The organism is Amycolatopsis sp. NPDC005961 (assembly GCF_040629235.1).
Taxonomy (GTDB): Bacteria; Actinomycetota; Actinomycetes; order Mycobacteriales; family Pseudonocardiaceae; genus Amycolatopsis; species Amycolatopsis camponoti.
On sequence record NZ_JBEXVF010000014.1, the window covers coordinates 66665 to 90537 of the forward strand.

Sequence of the window (23873 nt, forward strand, 5' to 3'; positions counted from 1 at the left end):
CGGGTGGCCGATCATTCCGGGAGCCGTGGGGGCCGTCGCGTCTTCCTGAGTCGTTCAGGTCGCCGGGACCATGGCGTACAAAGGACGAAGAGGTGATGCCGGATGACGCCCTCGGTGGTGCGGCACGCGAAGCGGCGCCGATGGGCGGTCGTCGCCGCCGTGGCCGCGGTGCTCGTGTCCGTGCCTTCGGTCGTCGCCGCGCTCGCCCCGGCCGGCGCGAGCGGCGACCCGGCCCGGCTGCGCGATCTCGTGCTGGGCTCCGCCGGAAAGCCGTACCAGGGCTATGCCGAAAGCGCCGGGTCGCTCGCCCTGCCGGAGCTGCCGAACCTCGCCCCCGTCACCGCGCTCTTCTCGATGCGGACGCCGATGCGCGCCTGGTACGCCGGGCCCGACCGCTACCGCGTCGACATCCTCGGCATCGCCGGTGAGCACGACGTCTACCGGCTGCCCGACGGCGAGTACACGTGGGACTACGGCGACAACACGCTGACCGAGCTGATCGGTGAGCCGGCCGTCCGGCTCCCGCGGGCCGGGGACCTGCTGCCGCCCGAGCTCGCCCGGCGGATCCTCCGGGCCGCGAAGGGCGACCCGGTGAGCGCGCTGCCGGGCCGCAACGTCGCCGGCGTCGCCGCGGCCGGGCTGCGGCTCGTGCCCGCCGATCCGGACACGACGATCGGGCGCGTCGACGTCTGGGCGGACCCGGCGACCGGCGTGGCCGTGCGCGTCGAGGTCACCGCCCGCGGGCAGGAGGCACCGATCCTGGTCACCGAGTTCCAGCAGCTCGAGCAGACGACGCCGGTCGTCGAAGCCCCGCGGCCCGTGCTCGGCTCGGGGCTCACCGTCGCGAGCGCCCCGGACGTCTCGAACGCGCTCGGCGCGCTGGGCCAGGTGCCGCTGCCGGCGACGCTCGCCGGCCGCCCGGTCGTGTCGTCGAAGTTCGGCGGCGTGGAGGGCGCCGCGCTCTACGGCACCGGGCTGGCGGCGTTCGCGGTCATCGCCGTGCCGCGGGCCGTCGGGAACGCGGCGAGCGACGCCGCCGGGAAGGCCGGCGGGGTGCTGACCAAGCTGGCGGCCGGCAGCGTGGTGCAGCTGTCGATCACGCCGTTGTCGCTCGCGATCGTCCGTGCCTCCTCCTTCCGCCGCTCCTACCTGCTGGCCGGCACGGTGACGCCGGACGTGCTCAAGGCCGTCGCGGAAGAGCTGTCCACGCTGCGCCGGGGTTTCCGATGATCGTGACGAGCGCGCTGACCAAGCGGTACGGCACCACCCTGGCGGTCGACGCCGTCGACCTGCTGGTCCGCGAAGGCGACCGCTACGGCTTCCTCGGCCCGAACGGCTCGGGCAAGACCACTCTCGTCCGGATGCTGCTCGGCCTGGTCTACGCCACCAGCGGGGAGATCGAGGTGCTCGGCAAGCCCGTCCCGAAGCGCGTTGCCGAGGTGCTGCCGCAGGTCGGCGCGCTCGTCGAGGGCCCGGCCGCGTACCCGCACCTGTCCGGGCGGCGCAACCTCTCCCTGCTCGACGCCGCCGGGCGCGGTGGCGGGCGGCGGACGCGGCGGCGGAGGATCGACGACGCGCTGGAGCAGGTCGGGCTCGGCGCGGTGGACCAGCGGCCGGTGAAGGCGTACTCGCTCGGCATGCGGCAACGTCTCGGGCTCGCCGGCGCGCTGCTGCGCAAGCCCCGGCTGCTGATCCTCGACGAGCCGACCAACGGCCTCGACCCGCAGGGCATCAAGGAGATCCGGGAGCTGCTCGTCGAGCTGAACGCGGGCGGCACCACGGTGTTCCTGTCCAGCCACCTGCTGGCCGAGGTCGAACAGCTCTGCACGCGCGTCGGCGTCGTCGACCGCGGCCGGCTCGTGCTGGAAGACGACTTGTCGACGCTGCGGGCGGCGACCGGGCGGATCCTCGTCGGCACGCCGGACCCCGCCGCGGCGGTCGCGGTCCTCGACGGCCAGCTCGAGTCCCGCGACGGCGACCGCCTGGTCATCCGGCACGGCGACCCGGCCGCGCTGAACGCGATGCTCGTCGGAGCGGGGGTGCGCGTGACGTCGATCCACGCCGAGCAGCGGACGCTCGAACAGGTCGTCCTCGACGTGACGGGTCCGGGCTCGGACCGCTTCGGGACCGCCGGATGATCGCCGTCGAACTGCGGAAGCTCGCCCTGCGGCCGCGGGTGTGGGTCAGCGTGGCGCTGTTGTGCCTGCTGCCCGCGATCGTCGGGGTCTTCCTGGCGACGGCCGACTTCGCGCCGCCACCGGGGCAGGGCGGGGCGTTCCTGTCGGCGGTCGTGAGCGACGGCGCGCTGTTCCCGGCGGCCGCGCTCGCGCTCGTCCTGCCGTTGTTCCTGCCGATCGCGGTCGCCGTCACCGCGGGCGACTCGATCGCGGGCGAGGCGTCCACCGGCACCCTGCGGTACCTGCTGGTGCGGCCGGTCGGCCGGACGCGGCTGCTCGGCGCCAAGATGGTCGCCCTCGCGGTGTACGTGACCGCGGCGATCGTGATCGTCGTGCTGACGTCGCTCGTGCTCGGGGTGATCCTGTTCGGCACCGGCGGGACGCCGGGCGTCGCCGGGCCGGGCGGGCAGCCGACCGGCGTGACGTCGCTGTCGGGGCAGTCGCTCAGCTCGTCCGGGCTGGGCCTGCGGCTGCTGGGCGCGGTCTCGTACATCGTGGTGTCGATGCTGGGGTTCGCCTCGATCACGATGTTCCTGTCGACGGTGACCGACTCGGCGCTGGGGGCCGCGCTGGGCGGGCTCGCGGTGCTGATCACCAGCTCGGTGCTGGAGACGCTGGACGCGGCCGCATCCGTCAAGCCCTACCTGCCGACGCACTACTGGCTGTCGTGGATCGACTTCTTCCGGGATCCCGTGCTGTGGCGCAACATCGACCACGGGCTGCTGCTGCAGGCGGGCTACATCGTCGTGTTCTTCGGGGCCGCGTGGGCGAACTTCGCGACCAAGGACGTCACGAGCTGAGGCACTCCGCCGGCGCTTCGAGCGGGCTGGTGCCGAGGGCTTGGAGGACGAGCTCGGTGACGGCGGGGTCGGTGGGGAGGTCGCCGTGGCCGGCCTGGTTGCCGGGGCAGATCTGCTGGAGGGCGACGTTGACGGCGCCGTCGAGGCGGGCGGACTCGGGCGGGGTGACCGTCTCGTCGCGTTCGGTCCACACCGAGAGCCACGGCAGGGTCGCCGGGATGGGTTCCTTCGCCAGCTCCCGCAGCAGCGTGCTGCCGGGGGCCAGCTGCACGCACGCGGTGGGGCAGCCGCCCGGGACGAGCGCGCCGCCGGCCGCGGCGAGCCCGGTGCCGTGCATCGGCGCGCCGAGCGTGATCACCCGGCGCGCCTGGTGGTCACCGCCGTCGCGGCTGACCCACAGCCGGGCCACGACACCGCCGGCCGAGTAGCCGATGACGTCGACCGAAGGTGCTCCGCGCGCGTAGGCGTTCTCGACGGCTTCGGCCAGGACGCCGGCCTGTTCGACCAGGTCACCGGTGCCGTCGTCGGCCAGGGTGAGGACCTCGGTGCTGCGGCCGGTGGCCTGCCGGATGCGGGCGGCCAGCTCGTTGAGGGCGCCTTGACCGCCGCCGTAGCCGGGGACGAGCAGGACGGGCCCGGGCTTGTCCTGGTCGGGCGTCCCGGCCCGCGGCGCGGCGCTGGTCCCGGTGGTGGCGAGGACGGCCGCGACGAGCACGGCCACCACGACGACGGCGACGCCGCCCATGAGCAACCGCCGCCGCGGGCTGATGCCGCGCCACCAAGCCGTGATCCGCACGCACCCATCATGACCCGGCCGGGCTGAAGAGGACGTGCGGTCGCGAAGAGCCTGTCACCCGTTCGGCTCTGAACCGGACCGTGACGGCCGCCGTGTGCCGGGTGGGAGTGTGGAGACAAACCGGGGTGAGCGATATGCGGATCCGGAAAATACTGCTCGTCATACCGTTGCTGGTCCTGGACCTCGCCGCCTGCGGGCAGCCGGCGGTCCTCGTCAAGGTGGGCAAGGCGGTGCCGGTGCCGCAGAGCACCGGCGTACCCGCCTGCGGCGCGTGGCTCGGGGATACACCGGTGCTGCCGGACGTCGTACGGCTCTAGTTGAACGGGTCGAGGGTCAGGTACGCCGTCGCCGGGTTGCCGTCGTTGACCAGGGACTCGTAGTGGCCCACGTCGTCGAAGGCGAACGCGTACGCCTTGCCGTCCGCCATCTGCGCGTGGATCTTCTTCGCGTACTGGTTCGTGACGGCGTCCAGGTAGAACCCGGCCGGGCTCGGGTCCGGCTGGTTCGCGTTCGTCAGCAGCGTCGAGCGGTTGAAGCCCGCGCACAGCGTGCGCGAGATCTGGCCGCGGACGTCGTTCGGGGCGTCGAGGTTCTTGTAGCAGCCGAAAACGCTGTCGGAGTCGGGTTTCTGGAACGCCGTCACGAACCCGCCTGACGTGTTCGTGAAGTTCATGACGTTGCCGGACACGCGGCCGGAGTACTTCACGTTCGGCTGGTCCGCGACGGGTGTCACGGTCAGCGTCGACGAGCTGTACTTCGTCCAGACGCGGTTGATGTAGTCCTGCAGCACGTTCGCGGGCAGCGCGCCGGCCTCGATGCCGTGGCCGGGCGCGAGCGCGCGCAGGACCGTGCCGTCGGAGCGGGTCCGGATGAGGTTGGCCCAGCCGCCGGCCTGTTCGCGCAGCGAGTTCAGGAAACCGTTGTAGCCGCCCGCTTTCAGGTGGCCGGTGTTCTTCGTGGTGCCGCCGACCGGCTGCACACCGACCGCGTACGGCGCGGAGAACATGTCGACCTGGGTGCTGTTGATCCAGAGCCCGCCGTCGTTGAGCGTGTACTCCGACCAGTTGAAGAGGATGTTCACGTTCGGGTCGGACGGGTTCTGGACCGCCGGCTGCACCAGCCCGCCGGTGGTGAGCTTGAAGACCAGCTTCTGCCCGTAGGAGAAGTAGATCCGGCCGGAGAACTTCGGGATCCGGATGGTGATCGACTGGCCGTTCGCGGGCCCGGCGATCGACGCGTCCGGCGCCGGGGTCGGCGGGTTCCCGCCGGCCGGCCAGGCGTGGAACGCGCCTCCTGCGTCGGCCCAGCCCTGCTGCCCGGTCGCGAGGTACGTGCCCAGGTCGTAGAGGTAGATCGGGTCGGCCCGGCCGGAGTTGTTGGTGATCTTCAACGGGATCGTGGCCGGCACGGCGTCGGCCGCCGGGGCGAGGGCGGTGGCGAGCCCGGCGGCGACGGCGGCCGCCGCGGCCAGGGTCGTCAGTCGCCGGAAGAACGGTCTGGTGCGCACGGGCGCCTCCTCGTCGAGGCCGGTGATCGCAAGTTGTCCAGACCATTGCACGGGGCGCCGGGAACGGTTGTCAAAGGCTGATAATTATCAGCCACCGTACGGAGCAGCGTCAGGAGATCCGGCGGACCGGCTCCCCGCCCAGCAGGCAGTCGAGGTCGATCCGGCCGCCCGCCGCCGCGAGGACGGCGTCGATCGCCAGGTCGACGTCCAGCTTCCGGCCGTGCTGGTCGGCGTACGCGCGCATCAGGTTGCCGATGTGGCGTTCGGGGTTGCGCCACGTCGGCCAGCGCATCGAGGCCCGGTTCGCCAGCTTCGTGAAGTCCGTCTGACGCTCCGTCACCTCGAGCAGCCACTCCAGGTAGACGCGCATCGCGTGCAGCGCGCTGTGGCCAGGGGTCGCCACCGGGCCGTGGCCGGGGACGACGGTCCGCGGGCGGAACGTGTCCTGCAACCAGGCGAGCGCGTCGAGCCAGCCCGTGATCGAGCCGTGCACGGCCAGCGGCGTGTCGCCGACGCTCACGAGGTCGCCGGTGAAGAGCGTGCCCGAGCGCGGCTCGTGCACCACCAGGTCGCCCGCCGTGTGCGCGACGCCCGGCACCGCCACGACGTCGGCGAACGCGCCACCGAGGTCGAGGCGCTGCCAGCCGGCCACCTTCCGGACGGCGGCCGGCTCCGGCGGCTCGAGCACGCCCCACTGGGTGTAGGTGAAGACGTTCCCGTAGGTCTGCGGGCCGGCCTTGACGAGGTCGACGCTGCCGGGGGCGGCCAGTGCCGTCCCGCCCTCGCGCAGCGCGACCCCGACGCCGTTGTGGTGCTCACCGTGCGCGTGCGTGATGGCTACGGTCAGCTCCTGCTCGCCCGCGTACTTGCGGACGTCGCGCATCAGCTCCAGCGTCGCCTGCTCGGTGCCGCACGTGTCGACCAGCACGACGCCTTCGCTGCCCTGGATCCAGCCGCAGTTCGAGACGAACCACTCCGCCGGGCTCTTCACGTACGCGACCACGCCCGGGCGCGCGTGCCGGAGCGGGACGATGTTCGATGTGACGGCCGGCATGGTTCCTCCCCTGGACTGACGAAGCGGTTAACGACGGGGGCGCGAGCAGGTTGCGGAGTTTTACCCGGCGATAACCCAGCGCTGGTTGGCCGCCGCCGAGCAGGTCCGGATCTGCAGCCGGGTGCCGTCGGCCGACGAGCTCCCGGTCGCGTCGAGGCACTTGCCCGACTGCGGGTTCAGCAGCGTGCCGTCCGACCGCGCCTGCCACGTCTGCGCGCCGGTGGCGTTGCAGTCCCAGAGCTGGACGAGGGTGCCGTCCGCGGTGCCGCTGTTGGCGACGTCGAGGCACTTGCCGAAGGCGCGGATCGTGCCGTTCTGCCTGGTCCAGCGCTGGGCGGGGGTGGTGTTGCACGTCCAGAGCTGCACGGCCGTGCCGTTGGCGGTGTTCGACGCGCTGACGTCGACGCACTTGCCGCCGAGCCCGGTGATGGTGCCGGCGGGGTAGGGCGTGCCGCTCGCGATGAGGTAGGCGCTGGTCGCGACGTTCCAGTGGGTCGCCAGGTAGCTGCCGGGCGCCGGATTGGTGTTGAAGTAGTCGTCGCCGAGGCAGTCGAACTGGTTCTCCGGCGCGCCCGGGCAGACCTTCACGAGGGTGCCCGGCGGGTTCGGGAGGCCGCCGTCGTCGTAGCACATGATGTCTTCGTCGTCCCAGCAGTGACCGAACGCGCTGGAGTGCGGCGCGCTGCCCTGGACGGCGCCGAGGGTGTGGAGCAGCTCGTGTCCGGTGGCCTGCCAGGACCAGCAGCCGGTGCCGACCGTGGCGTAGTGCGGGCCGGCGTTGTACGGGTTGGCCGAGCCGGGGCTGTCGTTGCCGCCGTTGCCGAAGGCGAGACCGCAGCCGTCCTCGTCGTACCAGACGATGTACTTGCGGTCGGCGCGGTTGTAGCCCTGCGCCTTGATGGCGTTGGTGATCGTGTCGACGGTCGCCATGTCGGACTGGGCGATGGTCACGTTGTTCACGGTGGCGCGGCAGCTGGAGTCGGTGACGTACCGGACGTGGCGCACGCCGCCGCCGAGCCGGCTCGCGGCCTCGACGAAGCCGTCGTCGATCTGGCTCGCGAAGGTCTGGAACTGGCCGGCGAACTGGGCGTAGCGGTCCGCCTGGGCGGCGCCGCGGACGTAGAGGGCCTGGACGCGCTTGCCGCTGGTGCCGTCGCCGTCGCAGACGGTGGACATCGGCGCCGCGGCGGCGGCTTGGTCCCGCAGGTGACCGGGCAGCTGTTCGGTGCCGTCGCCGCCGGCCGCGGTGGCCGAAGGCAGCAGTGCGGTGGCGAAGACCAGGGCGGTGCTGAGCGCGGCGAGGCGCCAGGTTCTCGCGGTCATGGGGGAGTTCCGCCTTTCCCGGTGCGACAGGGGACGAGAAGTGCGGTCTAGACCACTGAGGATGATAGGCAGCGGGTGAGCGGGCTGTCACTGACAAGAACGGACAGCCTGGGGTGAATCGCCCACGGGATTTTCGATCGTACGATTGAAAATGATCTTTCGGACCGCGGGGCGTCAAGGGTCTTGACAGTCGATCTCGTACGTTCATACTGGTATATACCTTTATGGGAGGGTCCGGGAAAACCGAGGGGGGCTTCGCGCTCGCGGGCCGACGGAAGGTCTGAGGGGTCCTTCCGTCGGCCGCGCGAAGCCGTCGTTGAAAACCTCCGGTCACAGACCGCGTTGACACAACTACTGGTACGAACCAGGATGGGTGCTGCCGGCCGGGAGGAGACACATGGCGGGGGCACACGTCCGGATCGACAACCGGCTGATCCACGGGCAGGTCACCGTCGCGTGGACGCGGCGGCTCGGCGTGCGCCGGCTGGTCGTCTGCAATGACGACGTCGCCGCCGACGACCTGCAGCGGGTACTGCTCCCGCAGGCCGCCCGCGGGCTGCCCACCGACGTCTGCACCGTCGCCGAAGCGCTCGAACTGACCGTCGGCGCGGACGTCATGATCCTCGCGAAAGACCCCGGGGACGCCTTTCGCCTGGTCGAAGGCGGGTTGCGGCCCGAAACGGTCAACGTCGGCAACGTCGCCCCGCGCCCCGGCACCGCCTACACCATGGTCACGCGCTCGATCGCGGTCACCGCGGACGAGGCCGACGCCTACCGCAAGCTCGCCGCCACGGGCGTCCCGCTGGTCACGCAGCTGATGCCGCACGACAAGCCCGCCGAATTCGTCCCGTTGCTCGACCGGAAAGGGCTCTAGCCCCGCATGCTCGTCGCGCTGGCCCTGACTCTGTGGGCGATCTACTGCACCTACGACGGGCTCGGCCCGTTCCTCATCTACGCCCAGCGTCCGCTGATCGCCGGCTCGGTCGCCGGGCTGATCGTCGGGCACCCGCTGCTCGGCCTGCTGATCGGCGCGACGCTGGAGCTGGCCGCCCTCGGCGTCTACACCTACGGCGGCGCGACCATCCCCGACTACCAGACCGGCGCGATCGTCGGCACCGCGCTGGCCGCGGGCGCCGCCGGGGACACGTCCGCCCAGGTCGCGATCGGGCTCGGCGTCGGGCTGCCGGCCGCGATCCTGCTCTCCGCGCTCGACCCGGTCGGCAAGATCATCACCACCGCGCTGGTCCACCGGGCCGACGGCTACGCCGCCGACGGCAACGCGCGCGGCCTCGCGCTGATCCACTGGATCAGCCTGGTGCCGTGGGTGGCGGTGCGCGCCATCCCGACGTTCCTCGCCGCGCTCGCCGCGTCCGGCGGCCTGGTCAAGGACATCACCGCGAGCATCCCGGCCGGGTTCGTGCAGGGCATGACGCTCGCCGGGTCGCTGCTGCCCGCCGTCGGGTTCGCATTGCTGCTCGGGATGATGGAGCTGTCGCGGTACTGGTACCTGCTGCTGATCGGGTTCGTCGCGTTCGCCTACCTCCACGTGCCGCTGCTGGGCATCGGGTTGATCGGCGTCGCGGTCGCGATGCTGTTCGTGACGCTGAAGCGCGACGAACCGGCGCTCGCCGTCCCCGAGACGGCCGAAGAGTCCGAAGAGGACACTGTGGACCCACGGCTGACCAAGCAGGACCTGCGCCGCGTGTTCCGCCGGTACTTCTGGTCGAGCCAGATCTCCTGGAACTACGAGCGCATGCAGGCGCTCGGGTTCGCGTACTCGATGGAACCGGTGCTGCGCCGGCTCTACCCGGAGAAAGCCGACTACGTCGCCGGCCTGCAGCGGCACCTGCAGTTCTTCAACACCTCGGTGCTCATCGGCGGCCCGCTGATCCTCGGCTCGAGCGTCGCACTGGAGGAAGCGGGCACGCCGAAGTCGGCCGCGAGCACGAAGGTCGCGCTGATGGGGCCGATGGCCGGCATCGGCGACACCGTCGTCTTCGCGCTGTACAACAGCATCATCTTCACCATGGGCGCGTCGTGGGCGCTGCAGGGAAGCTGGCTGGGCCCCGCCTTCGCCGCGGTGATGGTGCTCGTGCCGTACGCGCTGGTGCGGCGCTGGCAGTTCGGGTTCGCCTACCGCGAAGGGAAACGGCTGGCCGGCCACCTGGCCGCCGGCGCGCTCGCCCGGGTCGCGCAGGGGGCGACCGTGCTCGGGTTCGTCGTGCTCGGCGGGTTCATCCCGTCGATCGTCAAGGTCGTCACCACGCTGACCTACCGCCAGACCACGACGGTCCAGGGGCAGCCGGTGACGCAGGCCGTCGCGATCCAGGACCGGCTCGACGAGCTGGTCCCGTTCCTGCTGCCGGTGCTCGTCACCGCCGGGGTCTACCTGCTGACGGCCAAGGCCCGCCTGCGGCCCGTCTGGATCATCGCCATCGTCGTCGTCGCCGGGGTGGCCCTGGGGTGGCTCGGCTGGTTCGCGCCGTCGCCCCCGGCGAAAGGTTAGGAGACATCGCCATGTCCGTTCCGATCATCCTCGCCGGGCACGGGCGGCTGCCCTCCGGTGTGGGGGAAGCCGCCGAGATGATCCTCGGCCCGCAGTCGCGGCTGAAGGTGTGCGAGCTGAGCCCGCGCGACAGCCCGGAAGAGTTCGGCGCCCGGGTGCTCGCGCTGCTCGGCGACGCCACCGAGGCGCTCGTGCTCGCCGACCTGCACGGCGGCTCGCCGTTCAACGCCGTCCGCGCGCTCGCGCACCCGCGCCTCCAGCTGGTCTCCGGGCTCAACCTGCCGATGCTGCTGGAGGTCCTGCTGCACACGACCGACGACGTCTCCGAGCTGGCCGGGGTGGCTCGCGCCGCCGGCCGCGACGGCGTCGTCGACGTCCTGGAATCGACCTGGTGACCGCCGCGCTCCTGCTCGCCGCGCAAGACGTCCGGATCACGCCGGGACCCGGGCACCCGCTCGGCGGCTACCTGGCCAGGGACGGCGTCGCGACCGGCACGCACGACGACCTCGAGGCGTCGCTGATCTGGCTGTCCACCGAGGACGACCCCGGCGTGCTGTGGGTGGCGCTCGACGCGCTCGCGGTCGACGCCGGCCTCACCCGCACCCTGACCGACGCCGTCGCGGCCGCGGTGGGCATCGACCCGGCGCGGGTGCTCGTCTGCGCGTCGCACACGCATTCCGGGCCCGAGGGCTGGACCGGCCCGCTGCACCCCGGGCTGCCGGGCCGGCGCGACGCCGGGCTGGTCGGCCGCATGGCGGAGACGGTCACCGGCGCGGCGCTGCGGCTGCGCGCGTGCCGCGGCCGCGTCCGGGCCAGCTGGCACGCGGGGGCGACGGAGGCCGTCGGCGGCAACCGCTACCGGCCGGACGGGCCGCACGACACGTCGTTCGGGGTGCTGGAGCTGCGCCGCGACGACGGCACGCCGGCCGCGCTGCTGTTCGACTACGCCAGCCACCCGACCGTGCTGGGGCCCGACAACCTGACGTGGTCGGCGGACTGGCCGGGCGCGACGCGGCGCGAGCTGGCGGCGCTGATCGGCCAGCCGGTGGCGGCGTTCCTGCAGGGCGCGGCGGGCGACGCGAGCTCCCGGTTCGTCCGGCGCGGCCGCGACCACGCCGAAGTCCGCACCCTCGGCGGCCACCTGGCGACGTCGATCGCCCGCACGCTGGCGGCGGCCTCCGCGACGGCGGAAACCGGCCCGGTCCGGGTGTCCCGGTCGGCGCTGTTCCTGCCCTACCGCGAGGTGCCGTCGCTCGAGGACAGCCTGGAGCTGCGCCAGTCGGCCGAGCGCGAGTGGCAGAGCGAGCTGGCCCACCACGGCGAGGACCACCCGGCGGTCCGGATCGCGCAGACCCGTTACGAGGGCTGCGCGATGCTGGCGGCGATGGCGGCGACCGACCGCCCGACGGGCTGCGCGGAGGTCCCGGTCAGCGTGGTGACGCTGGGGGAGATCGCGTGGCTGCACACACCGTTCGAGCTGTTCGCGTCACTGGGGCTGCGCATCCGGCGGGGAAGCCCGTTCCGGCACACGCGGGTGATCGGCTACACCGACGGGTACCTGGGGTACCTGCCGGACGCGGAGGGACATCGGGGCGGGGTTTACGAGTCGTACGTGACGCTCTTCGGGCCGGACGCGGGGGATGTGCTGGTGGAGCACTGCCTGCGGCTGCTCAAGACGCATCACGGCCGCCCCACCTAGGCCACTCGAGGGGAAACCCGAAGCCGAGCACGGTGCCGGCCAGCATCCCGGCGCCCGCCAGGAAGAACACCGTGCCGAGCGAGGGGTTCACGTCTTCGGGCAGCGCCGGGCGGACGAACCGGCCGCGGTCGTACAACACGGTGAACCGTTCCCCCTCGACGGTGTCCGCGAAGCCGCGCAGATCACCGCGCAACGGCGTCGAGCCGCCCGGCAGGACGAGCGTTGCGTCGTGGGAGGGGCGCGCGGGCGCCACCTCGATCAGGATCGGCGCGCCGCGGTGGGTCAGGACCAGGTCGGTCACCAGGCCCGGCCCGGAGAAGGCCAGGACGAACAGGCCCAGCATGGTGAAGGTCAGCTGGCCGAAGTCGTCGCCCGGGGCCCAGGCGCCCCGCCGCCAGGCGACCGCCCACAGGACTGCGCCGAGCACGCCGAAGCCACCCACGAGGACGCCGCCTTCCCCGATCCGGGTTTCCTGGTGGGCGGCCCAGACGGAGATCGCCGCCGAGGCCACGAGGACGCCGGTGAACACCAGCCGCCGGTGCGCCTTCCGCCGGTGCCAGGCCGAATCGTCCTCCGGCGGGGGCGGGCTCGGCTTCGGACTCCGCTCGGGCTTCGGCTTCCGCTTCGCGCGGGGACGGCGGGTGGACCACGCCGCGAGCGCGGCCGTCGACCCCACGAGGGCGGCGAGTGCGAAGAACTTGCTCCGGCGTGCCATGCGGTCCTCCCCGGCGTCCGTGCCGGGGAACACGCCGGAGGAGGCACCGGGGTTGCCCGGTCAGACCGGGCTGCGCCGGGCCTGGGTGAACACCGTGTAGCGGTCGGCGCGGTAGAGCGAGCGGCCCGCTTCGATGACGCCGCCGCTCTGGTCGTGGAGCGTGCCTTCGATGATCAGGCACGGCTGGGTGGGTTCCATGCCGAGCAGACCCGCGTCGAGGGTGTTCGGCAGGACTGCGGAGATCGCCGTGTCGTTCCACTCCGCGTGCACGCCCCAGCGCTCCTCGAGGGTGCGGTGCAGGGACTGCGTCTCCCAGTCGAACAGCTCGATGTCGGGGAACCGGTCGACGGACAGGTTGGTGCGCTCGACCGCGAACGGCTCGTCGTCGACGTACCGCAGGCGCTCCAGCCGGAACACGCGCGCGCCCGGGGGGACGTTGAGGCGGCCGGCGATGCGCGGGCCCGCGCTCAGGACCTCGGCGTGCAGCACCTTCGTCTTCGGGATCACGCCGCGGGCCTTCATGTCCTCGGTGAACGACGTGAGCATGTCGATGTGCGGGGCCTGGCGGTCGGCGGTGAAGGTCGCGGTGCCGTGCTGGCGGTAGAGGACGCCGTCGGAGACCAGGCGGTTGATCTCCTGGCGCACGGTGCCGCGAGCGACGCCGAAGTGCTCGGCGAGGAACCGTTCGGACGGCATCAGCCGCCCGGGACCGGCCTCGGTCGCGACGGCTTCGATGATCTCGCGGAGCTGGTCGCCCTTGGGTCGCCCCGGCTGCAGCGCGTCCGGGAGCCGGAGATCGCTCGCGGGGACGTGTTTCGGACGAGGCATGGCTTCAGTATGTCGCGCGGACGGGCCGGAGGTAACACGCGCGGCGGGTGAGGTCCGGGAAAACGGCTTTCCCGCCGGGAGACGGCGTAATTCCGGCCGGTGTCACCCGGTCGCGCGGCGGGCGAAGTCCGCGAGGAACCGTTCGGCCAGCGCTTCTCCCGTCACGTGCCCGACCGACCGGTAGAGCCCCCGTGCTTCGCGCGCCGTCCCGTCGGCGAGCATCGAACGGCCGGCCGCGCCCTCGACCGCCGCCAAGCCGAGCAGTGCCTGTGCCTCCAAAAGCCGGTAACCGCCCGCGCGTGCGGCGTCCAGCGCCGTTCGCGCGTGCTCGCCCGCTTCCGGCACCCGGCCGGCCGCGGCCAGCACCCACGCCAGCGTCGCCGACGCCTCCGCCAGCTGACCCCGCAGACCCGACTCCGCGGCCAGTTCCCGGGCCTCGCTCAGCACGCGCTCGGCCGAGGCCAGGTCGCCGCCGGCTTCCGACGCCCGGCCCAGCGCGATCAACGCGGCCGCTTCCACCTGGCGGTCGCCGTCGCGGCGGACGCGGTCGAGGGCCTCTTCCGCCGTTCGCGCCGCCGCGTCGTGGTCGCCGCGGGCGCCTTGCAACGCACTCAACGCCGTGAGCGCGGTCGCCTCGCCGAAGCTCGAACCGAGGCCGCGGAACGCGCTCAGGGATCCCTCGACCGCTTCCGCGGCCTCGTCGAAGCGTCCCGTCTCCAGCAGCACCCAGCCGAGGTCGGCCAGGTTCGCGGCCTCCCAGAACCGCAGATCTTCCCGGCGGCACAGCGCGACGGCCTCGCACAGGCAGTCCTCGGCTTGCTCCAGCCGGCCCAGCTGCCGGTAGTGGCAGCTCAGCGAGTTCAGCGCGAGCGCCTCGCCCGAGGGGTTGGCCAGCTCGCGGAACAGCTGGATCGCACGCCGGCTGTGTTCGACGGCCTCCGACAGCCGGCCGGTCCACTCCAGCATCGACCCGAGGTTCGCGACCGCCGTCGCCTCGCATTCGCGCCAGGCGCACGCCCGGCTGGCCAGCACCGCCTTCTCCGAGTGCCGGATGCCCGCCTCGTGCTGGCCTTCGCGGAAGTACGCGCCGCCGATCGACAGGTGCACCAGCGCCTCGGCCGGCTGGGCGCCGTGCTGCTGGGCCGCGTGCAGGACGATCGGGGCCAGCTCCAGCCACTCCGCGCGGCGCCCGTGGTCGTGGAAGAACCGCCGCAGCGCGTCGGCGAGGTACCACGCGGCGGGGTACGGCCCCCGCGTCGCCGCCAGCCGCAGCGCCGCCGCCAGGTTCGGCACCTCGACGTCCAGCCAGGCCACGGCTTCCGCGGCGTCGGCGAACGCGATCGGGCTCGGCGCCGCCGGGGCGTCTTCGCGGGGGAGCTTCACGATCCGCGCGCCCAGCAGCGCGACGGCGGCGTCCGCGGCCGCGCAGTAGCCGGTGAACAGCCGCTCCCACGCCTTTTCGCGCGACGCTTCGTCTTCGTCGGCGCGGACGCACCGCTCGGCGTAGCGCCGGGCGAGGTCGTGGAACCGGTAGCGGCGGGGCGCGTGCGCCTCCAGGAGGTTCGCCGCGGCCAGCCCGCGCAGCCGCCGGGTCGCCTCCTCGGCCGGCACGTCCAGCAGCGCCGCGGCGGCGACCGCCGTGAAGTCGGCGCCCGGCACCAGCGCCAGCAGCCGGAACGCGTGCCGCAGCGCGGGCGGCAAGGCTTGGTAGGACACCGAAAACGCCTTCGCGACGGCGCTTTCTTCGCCACCGTCGAAGCCGAGCTGGGCCAGGGGGTCGCCGCGCAGCTCGTCGACGAGCTCGCCGAGGCTCGCGACCCCGGTGTTCGCCGCCGCGATCCGCAGCGCGAGCGGGTGGTGGCCGCAGAGCCGGGCCAGTTCGTCCGCCGCTTCGGGTTCGGCGGTGGCCCGCTCGCCGAGCAGGGCGGTCAGCAATGCGCGAGAGTCGTCCGCCGGCAGCTGCGTCAGGCCGAGCGACCGGGCGCCGGTGCGCGCGACGAGCTCGTCGAGCCGGTGGCGGCTGGTCACCAGCACCCGCCCCGACGACGGCAGCAGCGGCAGCACCTGGGCGGCGTCGCGGGCGTTGTCCAGCACGACCAGCGCCTGCCGGTCGGCCAGCAGCGACCGGTAGAGCTTGCTCTGGTCGTCGATGCCCGGCGGCACGTCCCGCAGGTCGACGCCGAGGGTGCGCAGCAGCTGGGCGAGCGCGGCGGCGGGGGTGAGCGGCTCGTCGTCGGCTTCGAAACCGCGGAGGTTGACGTACAGCTGGCCGTCGGGGAAGCCCGCCCGCGCGGTGTGGGCCCAGTGCACGGCCAGCGCGGTCTTGCCGACGCCGGCGGTGCCGGTGATCACCCAGACGTCGCCCGGCTCGTCGAGCGCGGCCAGCTCCGGTGCCCGGCCGGTGAACCCGCGGACGTCCAGCGGCAGCTCGGCGGGCCGCGGCACGACCGGGCCCGTGGCCGGCACCGGTTCGCCTTCGCCGCGCAGGATCCGCATCCGCAGGTCCTGCAGGGCCTGGCCGGGTTCGATGCCGAGCTCGTCGACCAGCAGCTCGTGCGCCCGCGCGTAGGTTTCGAGGGCTTCCGGCGTGCGGCCGCAGCGGTGCAGCGCGAGCATCAGCGCCGCCCGCAGCCGTTCCCGGAACGGGTGCTCCTCGACGATCCGGCGCAGCTCGCCGACGACCTCGCCGTGCCGCCCGGAAGCCAGTTCCTGCTCGTACAGCTCCTCCAGCACGACGAGCCGGCGTTCGGCCAGCGCCGGGCCTTCGTACTCGGCCAGCGGCTCGCTCACCCCGCCGAGCGGGGTGCCGTCCCACAACGCCAAGGCGGCCCGCAGGTGCGTGACGGCCGCCGCGCCGGACGTCGCCCTCGCCCGGGCGACCTCGTCGTCGAACACGTCGAGGTCCCGGTCACCGGGAGCGACCTCGATCACGTAGCCGGGCGCGCGCCGGACGATGACGTCACGGCCGAGGAGCTTCCGCAGCTCCGAGATGTGCACCTGGAGCCGGCCGCGGACGCTCGGCGGCGCGTTCTCGCCCCAGGTGAGGTCGATGAGCCGGTCCTCGCCGACCACGCGGTTCGGGTTCAGCAGGAGCGCGGCCAGCACGGACGTCTGCTTCTGGCCGCCGGGCCGGACGGCGCCCGCGTCGCCGAGGACCGTGACCGGCCCGAGCAAGCGGTAGCGCACGTGGAGCCCCCAGAAGGCCGACCGAAGCGGAACGGAAGTGCCGTGCCCGACCCTACTTGTGCCGTTCGTTGCCGATCCGACCGCAGTCACGGCCATCGCTCCCGAGCAACGGTTACGTGGTGCTCGAGGGGCGGCCTGCTTCCGGTCGGATCGGCAACGGCGGCCGAGGAGAAAAGGGGGCCGCGGGTGGACACCGACGACGGACGCCTGCTGTTCGTCTGCTTCCCGGACGCGGGGGAGGCAGCCGGCCGGTACCGGGCGTGGCGCGATCCGCGGATCGCCGTGCACGTCGTCGAGCTGCCCGGCCGGGGCGAGCGCCGGGAGGAGCACTCGTACCGGGACATGTGGCTGCTGGTGGAGTCGCTCGCGGCGGAGCTGGCCGGGGTGCTCGCCCGCCCGCACGTGCTGTTCGGCGCGGGGCTCGGCGCACTGGTGGCCTACCGGCTGGCGCAGCGGCGGGTGGCCGCGGGACTGGGGGTTCCGCGGGCACTCGTCGTGGCGCACCAGGCGCCGCCGGACCGGGCCGCGCGGGCCGTGCCGGAGCAGGCGGCCCGCGCGGACGTCAGCCTGCTGGCCAGCGACGCGCACGTGCCCGTGGCGCCGCCGCTGCCGTGCCCGATCCGCGGGTTCGGCGAGCCGCACGTGATGACGGGGTGGGGCGAGCACACGAACGCGGGGTTCGTGCTCGCCCCCGCCCGGGCGCGGGACAGCGGCGCGCTGCTGCGCGACGCCGTCCTGCGCGCCGGTCACTTGGTGTCGGCGCTGGCCGTCCCGGGCCGGGGCGAGTCGCCGATGTAGGGACCGACGCCGATGGACGGGCCGGTCTGAGGCGGCTTCTCGGCCGCCTGGGCGGCGGGCGCGAAGACGAGGGCAGCCACAAAGGCCGTGCCGATGACGGCCTGGAGCAGACGGGCGTTCATGGTTCGACTCCTCAGGTTCGGATTGCGGCCGATCTTGCCCGAACCGGCTTCCATATCGCTTCCCTTTGCGGCCAGTGCTTGACCGGTCACTAGCCGTCCCTTGTGGAGGAATCCTGGCGCTGGGACCATCGATCGTCATGGGGAGTGACGACGCGAACACGATTCTGCGCATGGCCGGCCTGGCGACCCCGATGGCGTTGCGGGTGGCGGTGACCCTCGGCTTGCCCGACCGGCTCCGCGGGTCCGGCGCCGACCCCGGCCGGCTGGCGGACGACCTCGGTGTCGCGCCGGTCCCGCTCGGGCTGCTGCTGGGTCATCTCACGACACTGGGGTTCTTCGAGCGGACGGCCACCGGCTACCGGACCACCGGGTACGGCGAGCACCTCTGCGGCGACACCCTGACCGGCGTGTTGCTGAACCTGGACACCGCGGGCGGGCGCGCCGAGCTGGCGTTCGTCGAGCTGCTGCACAGCGTCACCACGGGGGAGCCCGGCTACGACCGCCGGTACGGGCGCGACTTCTGGGGCGACCTCGCCGAGCACCCGCCCCTGCGCGAGTCGTTCGACCGGCAGATGACGCACCGGCTGCGCGCCGACGCCCCGCAGCTCGCGGCCGGGTACGACTGGGGCCGGTTCGCCACGGTCGTCGACCTCGGCGGCGGTCCGGGCACGCTGCTCGCCGCGATCCTGGCGGCCCACCCCGGGACGCGCGGCCGGCTGGTCGACCTCGACGTCTCCGCCGCCGCCCGGACCTTCGCCGCGGAAGAGCGGGCATCGGTGGTCGCGGGCAGCTTCTTCGACCCCCTCCCGGCGGGGGCGGACGCGTACCTGCTGTGCGACATCCTGCACGACTGGGACGATGAGCACGCCGGGCGCATCCTGGCCCGCTGCGTCGAGGCGGCCCGCCCGGACAGCCGGGTGCTGGTCGTCGAGGCGGTCGGCGGGCGCCGCGGCCGCACGGACATGGATCTGGCCATGCTCGTCATCTTCGGCGGCCGGGAGCGCCGGGTCGCCGAGTTCGAAGCCGTCGCGGCGCCCCACGGCCTGGTGCTCGACGCGGTGACGGACGTGAGCGAGGGGCGGTCCGTGCTGGAGTTCGGCATCGGATGAGTCTTGCGGTGTCTCTGACCGGCGCGTTCGTCGACTCGACCCCGCTTCGCGGGTCGCCGGCCTTTCGGCCGCTCTGGCTGGGAGCGGGGATCCCCGGCTTGCGCCGCTTCGCGACGCCCACCAAAGCTGCCGCGGAATAGGGGCGGCAGGCGAGTGCCGGGTCCCCTTGCGGGCGCGGGTGGTGCTGGGGTGCGGGCGTCGGGCGGTGCCGATTCGCCTGGCGGTGAGGGTGGTGGGCAGGTGCCGAGTCGCGTGACCGGGCCGCCGGACGGGGTGCGCGGCGGACCGCGGTGGCGCAACTCGCCACCCTTTCGGCAGAGCGGGGCGACGGTCGTGGCACCCGCGCTGACCCCGCGCGAATGCGCTGCGGCAGCGGATCCAGCGTGATCGCCGGGGCATCGCCCGTGCTTGGTGGGGCATCACGCGTGATTGGAGAGGCATCACGCGTGATTGGCGGGGCATCACGTCGTGGAGGGTGGCCGTAGGGCGCTGACCGGCGCCGGTGCACGGGTGGACCTGAACCGTGCACGCCCGGGCATGTCGTGGGCTTCCGCCGGATCCCGCGGCCCGGTAGTTCTTTCCTGACGGCACACCTTCGTCCGTCCGGAAAGGACCGAAATGATCAAGCGAATCCGCACGGCCGCACTGCTCGCGGTCGCCGCGGCGGGGCTCGTCGCCGCGCCCGCGCAGGCGACTGTCCAAAGTGGAAGCGGCACCATCGGCGACCCCTGGGTGCCGACCCGTGCCGCGCACATCACCTGCCAGACCGCCACCCTCTTCGGCAACTACACCGCCGGGCAGGGGCACTCCGACCCGATCGCGACGCTCGTCCAGGGCAACTACATCGGCGTCCGCTACATCACCTCCGACCACAACTCGGCCGACGTCTTCTGGCACGGCACCGGCAAGTGGGGCTTCCTGCTCCGCGACTGCTTCACCCTGAACTGAGCCTTGAACCGAAAGGGAAGCCGATGAAACGCGCCATCCTCACCACCACCCTCGCCGCCGCCGCGGCGATCGCCGTGGCCCCCGCCGCCGAAGCGGGCACCGTGCACGAAATCTGCGCCCAGGACCTCTACGTCCGGACGCAGCCCGCCGGCGTCATCGTCGGCACCCTCTACCGCGGCGACCACTTCGAGCTGTCGCGGTACTCGCCCAGCGGTGACTGGGCCGAGGGGTACGCGATGGGCCACGTGAACCAGCGCGGCTGGATCCAGGCCGGCTGGTTCTGCTGACGCTCAAGGGAGCTTGAGCGAGAGCACGTCCGGCACCGTCACCAGGCTGCCGTAGAGGTTCGCGTTCCCGCCGATGGCGAGGACCCGGTGCGCCGGGGTCGCCGCGCAGACCACCGACGCCCGGCCGTGGGGGAGCAGCGTGCCCAGCAGCACCCATTCCCCCGTGCGGACGTCGAGGACCTCGGTCGTGCGGTCCCGGGCGGTCGGGTCCTCGACCGGCGCGGGACCGCCGCCCGTCACCACGATCCGGTCGCCCACCCGGACGGCGCCGGGTGCGCCGCGCCGCTTGCGCATCGGCGCGACCGCCTCCCAGCGGTCGGCGTCCGGGTCGTACCGCTCCACCGAGTCGAGCGCGTTCTGTTGCCGGCTGGGCAAACCGCCGAGCGCGTACAGGTGCGTGCCGGTCGCGACGAGCCGGAACCGGGCCCGTGGCGTGAGCATCGGGGCCACCGGCGCCCAGTGCCGCGTCGCCGGGTCGAAGACGAGCACGGCGTCCGTGGCGTGCTCCTCCGGATCGCTGTCGCCGACGAAACCGCCTGCCACGTAGAGCTTTCCGCCCAGCCCGGCCGCCGACGCCGCACCGAGCGGCACGGGCATCGGCGGGCTCGCCCGCCATTCGTCGGCCGCCGGGTCGTACACCTCGACGACGTCGGTGGTGCGCTCGTCCGCGGTGATCCCGGCGGCGGCGTAGATCAGCCCGCCGACCACGCCGGCCGCGTGGTTGCCGCGCGGGGTGGGCATCGGGCTGACGTAGCGCCACGCGCCGCTGCCCGTGACCTTGCGCGTCTCCACCGAGCCGAAGCCCACGTTCCCGTCGGTCCCGCCGAGCACGAAGACGTCGTCCCCGACGGTCGCCACCTCGTGGGCGAACCTCGGCGACAGCATCGGCGGCCGGTACTTCCACGACACGTTCATCGCGCACCCCTCCATTCCGCCCGCCAGAGTCTCCGAAGACGATCTGTTTGTTACCGCTCCGGCCGAAATTGGTTTTTCGCTGCCCGGTGCGCGTGGGCGATTCCTTTCCCGATGGGTCATCCGCTGTAGTGCGCTCGGCTGGATGGCGTACATCGATCACGCTGTGTGGCGGCTTCTCGTGGGTTTGTTTCCCCTGGTGATCACCGTCCGGTCAGTGGATTACCCGTTTGTACGCCGTACAAGGTCTCCCGAATCGATATTTGCGGACCCGGAAAACGTCATCTACAGTCCGGCGATCACGGCTGTACGAGCCGGATTCCGTGATCGAAAAGATTCCTTTCCGAGGAGTGTCATGCTCAAACGCGCCTCGACCCGCCGGTTCGCCGTGCTCGCGCTCGTCCTCGCGCTGGTGAGCGCGTGCAGCCAGCGAGGCGGGTCCGGCAGCGGCGGTACCGTCGAAAAGCCGGCGATCCGGGTCGCCATCTTCTCCGCCGTCGACCTCGCCACCTTCTGGCTCGCCCAGGAAGGCGGCTACTTCAAGGCCGAAGGGCTCGACGTGCAGGCCGACACCGGGGCCAGCGGCCAGGAGGCGCTGACCCGGATGACGAACGGCCAGGACGACCTCGCGCTGTCCACCTACACCCTGTTCTTCCTGGCGAAGAACAACGGCACCGACGTGAAGCTGATCGCGGACGCCACCTCGGCCAGCCCGCGCAGCAACGAGCTGGTCACCGTGCCGAACTCGCCGGTCAAGACGGTCGGTGACCTGAACGGCAAGCGGATCGCCATCAGCTCGAAGAACGCCGCCTCGGACGTGCTGACCCGGTCGGTGATGCGCGACCACGGGGTCGGCTTCGACAAGGTGCAGTGGGTGCCGATGCCGTTGCCGGACATGGGGGCGGCGCTGGCGCAGGGCCGCGTCGACGCCGCCTACCAGCCGGAACCGTTCCTCACGCAGTCGGCGAAGGTCGCCGGCGCGTTCCCGGTCATCGACGCCGCCAGCGGCAGCACGCAGGCCTTCCCGCTCACCGGCTTCGGCGCGACGGGGAAGTGGGTCGAGGCCCATCCGAAGACGATGCTCGCGTTCCAGCGCGCGATGCTCAACGCCACGCGCGCCTCGGTCGACCGCGCGCGGATCGAGCCGCTCGTCGTCCGCAACGCCAAGGTGGACCAGGACATCGCGAGCCTGATGGTGATGCCCGCCTTCGGGTCCACCCTGGACGCCCGCCGCATCCAGCGGGTGCCGGACCTGTTGCAGCAGCTGGGCGTCGTCCAGACGAAGCTCGACGCTTCCTCGATGATCACTCCGCAGGCCAGTACCGGCTGACCGGGGACCGGCGGGAAAAGGGCGGGTGCGCTGAAGAGCGCACCCGCCCTTTTCGCGTTCGCGGCGCTTCTGACGTCGTGAGAACTTCCCCCGGCGCGCGGGCTTTCCGAAATTCACGGACCGCCCGCCTTGATCCGGTTTCCGGCGGTTCACACCTTGACACGCCCGGCGCCGCACTCCACCCTCTTCATACCGACCGCGCGGTACGGCCTGGTCCACATGGTGGGACAGGGGAGACGGGAGAGTCGATGATGACACTTCTCGGGGAGGCTCGGCCCGGCGAGCCTGTGCCTGGCGAGGACCTGCTCGTGGTCGACGGTCTCACCGTGCGGTTCGGCGGGCTCACCGCGCTCAACGACGTCCGCCTCGGCGTCGACGCGGGCACCGTCGTCGGGGTCATCGGGCCCAACGGCGCCGGGAAGACCACGCTGTTCAACGTCATCTGCGGCTTCGTCCGGCCCCAGTCCGGCCGGGTGCTGTGGCGCGGCGAGCCGCTCGTCCGCCACCGCCCCGAGCACCTCGCCGGACTCGGGATCGTCCGGACCCTCCAGGGCCTCGGCCTCTTCGCCGGCCTGACCGTGCTCGAGAACGTGATGGCCGGCGCGGGCCGCCACGCGAAGACCGGCCTGCTCCCCGCCCTCGTCGGCGCCGGGCGGTCGGCGCGCGACGAAGCCGGCCTCGCGCACCGGGCCCGCGTGACGCTCGGGGAGCTCGGGATCGCCGACCTCGCCGACCGGCTACCGGGCGTTCTGCCTTACGGCGTGCGAAAACGCGTCGCCCTCGCCCGGGCGCTGGTGGCCGAGCCCGACCTCCTGCTGCTCGACGAACCCGCCAGCGGGCTCTCGGCCGCCGAGCTCGTCGAGCTCTCGACGTTGATCCTCTCGCTGCGGCGGCACATGGCGGTCGTGCTCGTCGAGCACCACATGGACCTCGTCATGCAGGTCTGCGACCGGGTCGTGGTGCTCAACTTCGGCGAGGTGATCGCGGCGGGGTCCCCGGCCGAGATCCAGGCCGACCCCCGCGTGGCCGAGGCCTACCTCGGCGACCCCGCCGAGGAGGCGCCCGGTGCTTGAGATCGACGAGCTTTCCGTGGCCTACGGCGCCGTCCGCGCGCTCGACGGCGTCAGCCTGACGGTCGACCGCGGCGGGATCACCGCCGTGCTCGGCGCGAACGGCGCCGGCAAGACGACGCTGCTGCGCACGATCAGCGGCCTGCAGCCGGCCCGCGCCGGCCGGATCACCTGGGACGGCGAGGACATCACCGGCCGGGCACCCGACCGCATCGCCCGCGGCGGGGTTGCGCACGTGCCCGAGGGCGGCGGCGTGATCACCGAGCTGACCGTCGACGAAAACCTCCGGCTGGGCGCGCTCTGGCGCCGCGACCGCGCCGACCGCGAGGCCGCGCGCAAGGAGATGTACGAGCTCTTCCCGCCGCTGGCGGAACGTTCGGCGAAACCCGCCGCGACGCTGTCCGGCGGTGAGCGGCAGATGCTGGCCATCGGGCGCGCCCTGATGAGCCGCCCGGAACTGCTGCTGCTCGACGAGCCGTCGCTCGGCCTCGCGCCGCTGATCACCGCGCGGATCATGGGAATCCTGCGGGACCTGCGGACCTCGACCGGGCTCACCGTGGTGCTCGTCGAGCAGAACGCGCACAGCGCGCTGTCCATCGCGGACAACGGGTACGTCCTCGCGCTCGGCAGCGTGGTGGCGGTCGACACCGCGGCGGAGCTGCTGGCCGACGACGGCCTCCGCCACGCCTACCTCGGTTTCTGACGC

24 protein-coding genes are annotated in these 23873 nt (G+C 72.8%); 15 read left to right on the forward strand and 9 right to left on the reverse strand.

Annotated elements, in window-relative coordinates; all coding sequences use genetic code 11:
• The first annotated feature begins 102 nt into the window (after window positions 1-102).
• From ABZ342_RS15635 to ABZ342_RS15645, 3 genes are read left to right on the forward strand one after another with little or no spacing between them, the layout of a single operon-like run.
• Window positions 103-1230: a hypothetical protein gene (locus ABZ342_RS15635; RefSeq protein WP_360473275.1), complete on the forward strand. Its 1128-nt coding sequence runs from the start codon at window positions 103-105 to the stop codon at window positions 1228-1230.
• Window positions 1227-2138 carry an ABC transporter ATP-binding protein gene (locus tag ABZ342_RS15640; RefSeq protein WP_360473277.1) on the forward strand — a complete coding sequence of 304 codons (912 nt, stop codon included), beginning with the start codon at window positions 1227-1229 and terminating at the stop codon, window positions 2136-2138. The genes ABZ342_RS15635 and ABZ342_RS15640 overlap by 4 nt, the downstream gene beginning before the upstream one ends.
• A complete protein-coding gene (locus tag ABZ342_RS15645) occupies window positions 2135-2977 on the forward strand; it encodes an ABC transporter permease (RefSeq protein WP_155544702.1) in 843 nt (280 codons plus the stop codon). The genes ABZ342_RS15640 and ABZ342_RS15645 overlap by 4 nt, the downstream gene beginning before the upstream one ends.
• Here ABZ342_RS15645 and ABZ342_RS15650 read toward each other — a convergent pair.
• Complete coding sequence (locus ABZ342_RS15650; RefSeq protein WP_360473280.1) at window positions 2967-3773, reverse strand: lipase; 807 nt, start codon at window positions 3771-3773, stop codon at window positions 2967-2969. The genes ABZ342_RS15645 and ABZ342_RS15650 overlap by 11 nt on opposite strands.
• Before the next feature lie 134 nt (window positions 3774-3907).
• Here ABZ342_RS15650 and ABZ342_RS15655 point away from each other — a divergent pair, with 134 nt between their 5' ends.
• Window positions 3908-4090, forward strand: coding sequence for a hypothetical protein (locus ABZ342_RS15655; protein WP_155544703.1), 183 nt, complete (start codon window positions 3908-3910; stop codon window positions 4088-4090).
• On the opposite strand, the gene ABZ342_RS15660 is transcribed toward ABZ342_RS15655, so the two are convergent.
• The 3 genes from ABZ342_RS15660 to ABZ342_RS15670 all read right to left on the reverse strand — a co-directional run bounded on the left by ABZ342_RS15660 (window position 4087) and on the right by ABZ342_RS15670 (window position 7657).
• Window positions 4087-5280 carry a glycoside hydrolase family 64 protein gene (locus ABZ342_RS15660; protein WP_360473282.1) on the reverse strand — a complete coding sequence of 398 codons (1194 nt, stop codon included), beginning with the start codon at window positions 5278-5280 and terminating at the stop codon, window positions 4087-4089. The genes ABZ342_RS15655 and ABZ342_RS15660 overlap by 4 nt on opposite strands.
• A 109-nt stretch (window positions 5281-5389) precedes the next feature.
• Window positions 5390-6334, reverse strand: coding sequence for an MBL fold metallo-hydrolase (locus ABZ342_RS15665; RefSeq protein WP_155544705.1), 945 nt, complete (start codon window positions 6332-6334; stop codon window positions 5390-5392).
• A 60-nt stretch (window positions 6335-6394) separates the two neighbouring features.
• Window positions 6395-7657: a ricin-type beta-trefoil lectin domain protein gene (locus ABZ342_RS15670; protein WP_360473284.1), complete on the reverse strand. Its 1263-nt coding sequence runs from the start codon at window positions 7655-7657 to the stop codon at window positions 6395-6397.
• A 397-nt stretch (window positions 7658-8054) separates the two neighbouring features.
• Here ABZ342_RS15670 and ABZ342_RS15675 point away from each other — a divergent pair, with 397 nt between their 5' ends.
• Genes ABZ342_RS15675 through ABZ342_RS15690 form a run of 4 tightly spaced genes read left to right on the forward strand, consistent with a single transcriptional unit; the run spans window position 8055 to window position 11862 of the window.
• The gene (locus ABZ342_RS15675; RefSeq protein WP_155544707.1) at window positions 8055-8531 is read left to right on the forward strand and encodes a PTS sugar transporter subunit IIB; all 477 of its coding nucleotides are present in this window, start codon (window positions 8055-8057) and stop codon (window positions 8529-8531) included.
• A 6-nt stretch (window positions 8532-8537) separates the two neighbouring features.
• Window positions 8538-10163: a PTS system mannose/fructose/sorbose family transporter subunit IID gene (locus ABZ342_RS15680; RefSeq protein ID WP_360473286.1), complete on the forward strand. Its 1626-nt coding sequence runs from the start codon at window positions 8538-8540 to the stop codon at window positions 10161-10163.
• Window positions 10164-10174: 11 nt separating this feature from the next.
• A complete protein-coding gene (locus tag ABZ342_RS15685) occupies window positions 10175-10558 on the forward strand; it encodes a PTS mannose transporter subunit IIAB (RefSeq protein WP_360473288.1) in 384 nt (127 codons plus the stop codon).
• Entirely contained in the window at window positions 10555-11862 is a 1308-nt protein-coding gene (locus ABZ342_RS15690) for a hypothetical protein (protein ID WP_360473290.1), read from the forward strand. Before ABZ342_RS15685 ends, ABZ342_RS15690 begins: the two co-directional genes overlap by 4 nt.
• Here ABZ342_RS15690 and ABZ342_RS15695 read toward each other — a convergent pair.
• From ABZ342_RS15695 to ABZ342_RS15705, 3 genes are all read right to left on the reverse strand, one after another.
• The gene (locus tag ABZ342_RS15695) at window positions 11834-12577 is read right to left on the reverse strand and encodes a hypothetical protein (RefSeq protein ID WP_360473292.1); all 744 of its coding nucleotides are present in this window, start codon (window positions 12575-12577) and stop codon (window positions 11834-11836) included. The genes ABZ342_RS15690 and ABZ342_RS15695 overlap by 29 nt on opposite strands.
• A gap of 60 nt (window positions 12578-12637) precedes the next feature.
• Window positions 12638-13405, reverse strand: a complete 768-nt coding sequence (locus tag ABZ342_RS15700; RefSeq protein WP_155544712.1) for a GntR family transcriptional regulator — start codon at window positions 13403-13405, stop codon at window positions 12638-12640.
• Window positions 13406-13507: 102 nt separating this feature from the next.
• On the reverse strand, window positions 13508-16591 hold the full coding sequence (locus tag ABZ342_RS15705; protein ID WP_360473294.1) for a BTAD domain-containing putative transcriptional regulator: 3084 nt from the start codon (window positions 16589-16591) through the stop codon (window positions 13508-13510).
• 186 nt (window positions 16592-16777) lie between these two features.
• Between ABZ342_RS15705 and ABZ342_RS15710 the strand changes: the two genes are divergently transcribed.
• On the forward strand, window positions 16778-17389 hold the full coding sequence (locus tag ABZ342_RS15710; protein ID WP_360473296.1) for a thioesterase domain-containing protein: 612 nt from the start codon (window positions 16778-16780) through the stop codon (window positions 17387-17389).
• Here ABZ342_RS15710 and ABZ342_RS15715 read toward each other — a convergent pair.
• On the reverse strand, window positions 17338-17601 hold the full coding sequence (locus ABZ342_RS15715; protein ID WP_360473298.1) for a hypothetical protein: 264 nt from the start codon (window positions 17599-17601) through the stop codon (window positions 17338-17340). The two genes, ABZ342_RS15710 and ABZ342_RS15715, sit on opposite strands and share 52 nt — an antisense overlap.
• A gap of 47 nt (window positions 17602-17648) precedes the next feature.
• On the opposite strand from ABZ342_RS15715, the gene ABZ342_RS15720 reads away from it, so the two are divergent.
• The 3 genes from ABZ342_RS15720 (at window position 17649) to ABZ342_RS15730 (ending at window position 19855) form a co-directional block, all read left to right on the forward strand.
• Window positions 17649-18620: a methyltransferase gene (locus ABZ342_RS15720; protein ID WP_360473300.1), complete on the forward strand. Its 972-nt coding sequence runs from the start codon at window positions 17649-17651 to the stop codon at window positions 18618-18620.
• 618 nt (window positions 18621-19238) lie between these two features.
• Window positions 19239-19568 carry a hypothetical protein gene (locus ABZ342_RS15725; protein WP_360473302.1) on the forward strand — a complete coding sequence of 110 codons (330 nt, stop codon included), beginning with the start codon at window positions 19239-19241 and terminating at the stop codon, window positions 19566-19568.
• A gap of 23 nt (window positions 19569-19591) precedes the next feature.
• On the forward strand, window positions 19592-19855 hold the full coding sequence (locus ABZ342_RS15730) for a hypothetical protein (RefSeq protein WP_360473304.1): 264 nt from the start codon (window positions 19592-19594) through the stop codon (window positions 19853-19855).
• A 3-nt stretch (window positions 19856-19858) separates the two neighbouring features.
• On the opposite strand, the gene ABZ342_RS15735 is transcribed toward ABZ342_RS15730, so the two are convergent.
• Window positions 19859-20770, reverse strand: a complete 912-nt coding sequence (locus tag ABZ342_RS15735; RefSeq protein ID WP_360473306.1) for a kelch repeat-containing protein — start codon at window positions 20768-20770, stop codon at window positions 19859-19861.
• Window positions 20771-21122: 352 nt separating this feature from the next.
• Between ABZ342_RS15735 and ABZ342_RS15740 the strand changes: the two genes are divergently transcribed.
• The 3 genes from ABZ342_RS15740 to ABZ342_RS15750 all read left to right on the forward strand — a co-directional run bounded on the left by ABZ342_RS15740 (window position 21123) and on the right by ABZ342_RS15750 (window position 23870).
• Window positions 21123-22097: an ABC transporter substrate-binding protein gene (locus ABZ342_RS15740; protein ID WP_360473308.1), complete on the forward strand. Its 975-nt coding sequence runs from the start codon at window positions 21123-21125 to the stop codon at window positions 22095-22097.
• Window positions 22098-22348: 251 nt separating this feature from the next.
• The gene (locus ABZ342_RS15745) at window positions 22349-23170 is read left to right on the forward strand and encodes an ABC transporter ATP-binding protein (RefSeq protein WP_155547216.1); all 822 of its coding nucleotides are present in this window, start codon (window positions 22349-22351) and stop codon (window positions 23168-23170) included.
• Window positions 23163-23870, forward strand: a complete 708-nt coding sequence (locus ABZ342_RS15750; RefSeq protein WP_360473310.1) for an ABC transporter ATP-binding protein — start codon at window positions 23163-23165, stop codon at window positions 23868-23870. The genes ABZ342_RS15745 and ABZ342_RS15750 overlap by 8 nt, the downstream gene beginning before the upstream one ends.
• The last annotated feature ends 3 nt before the right edge of the window (window positions 23871-23873 follow it).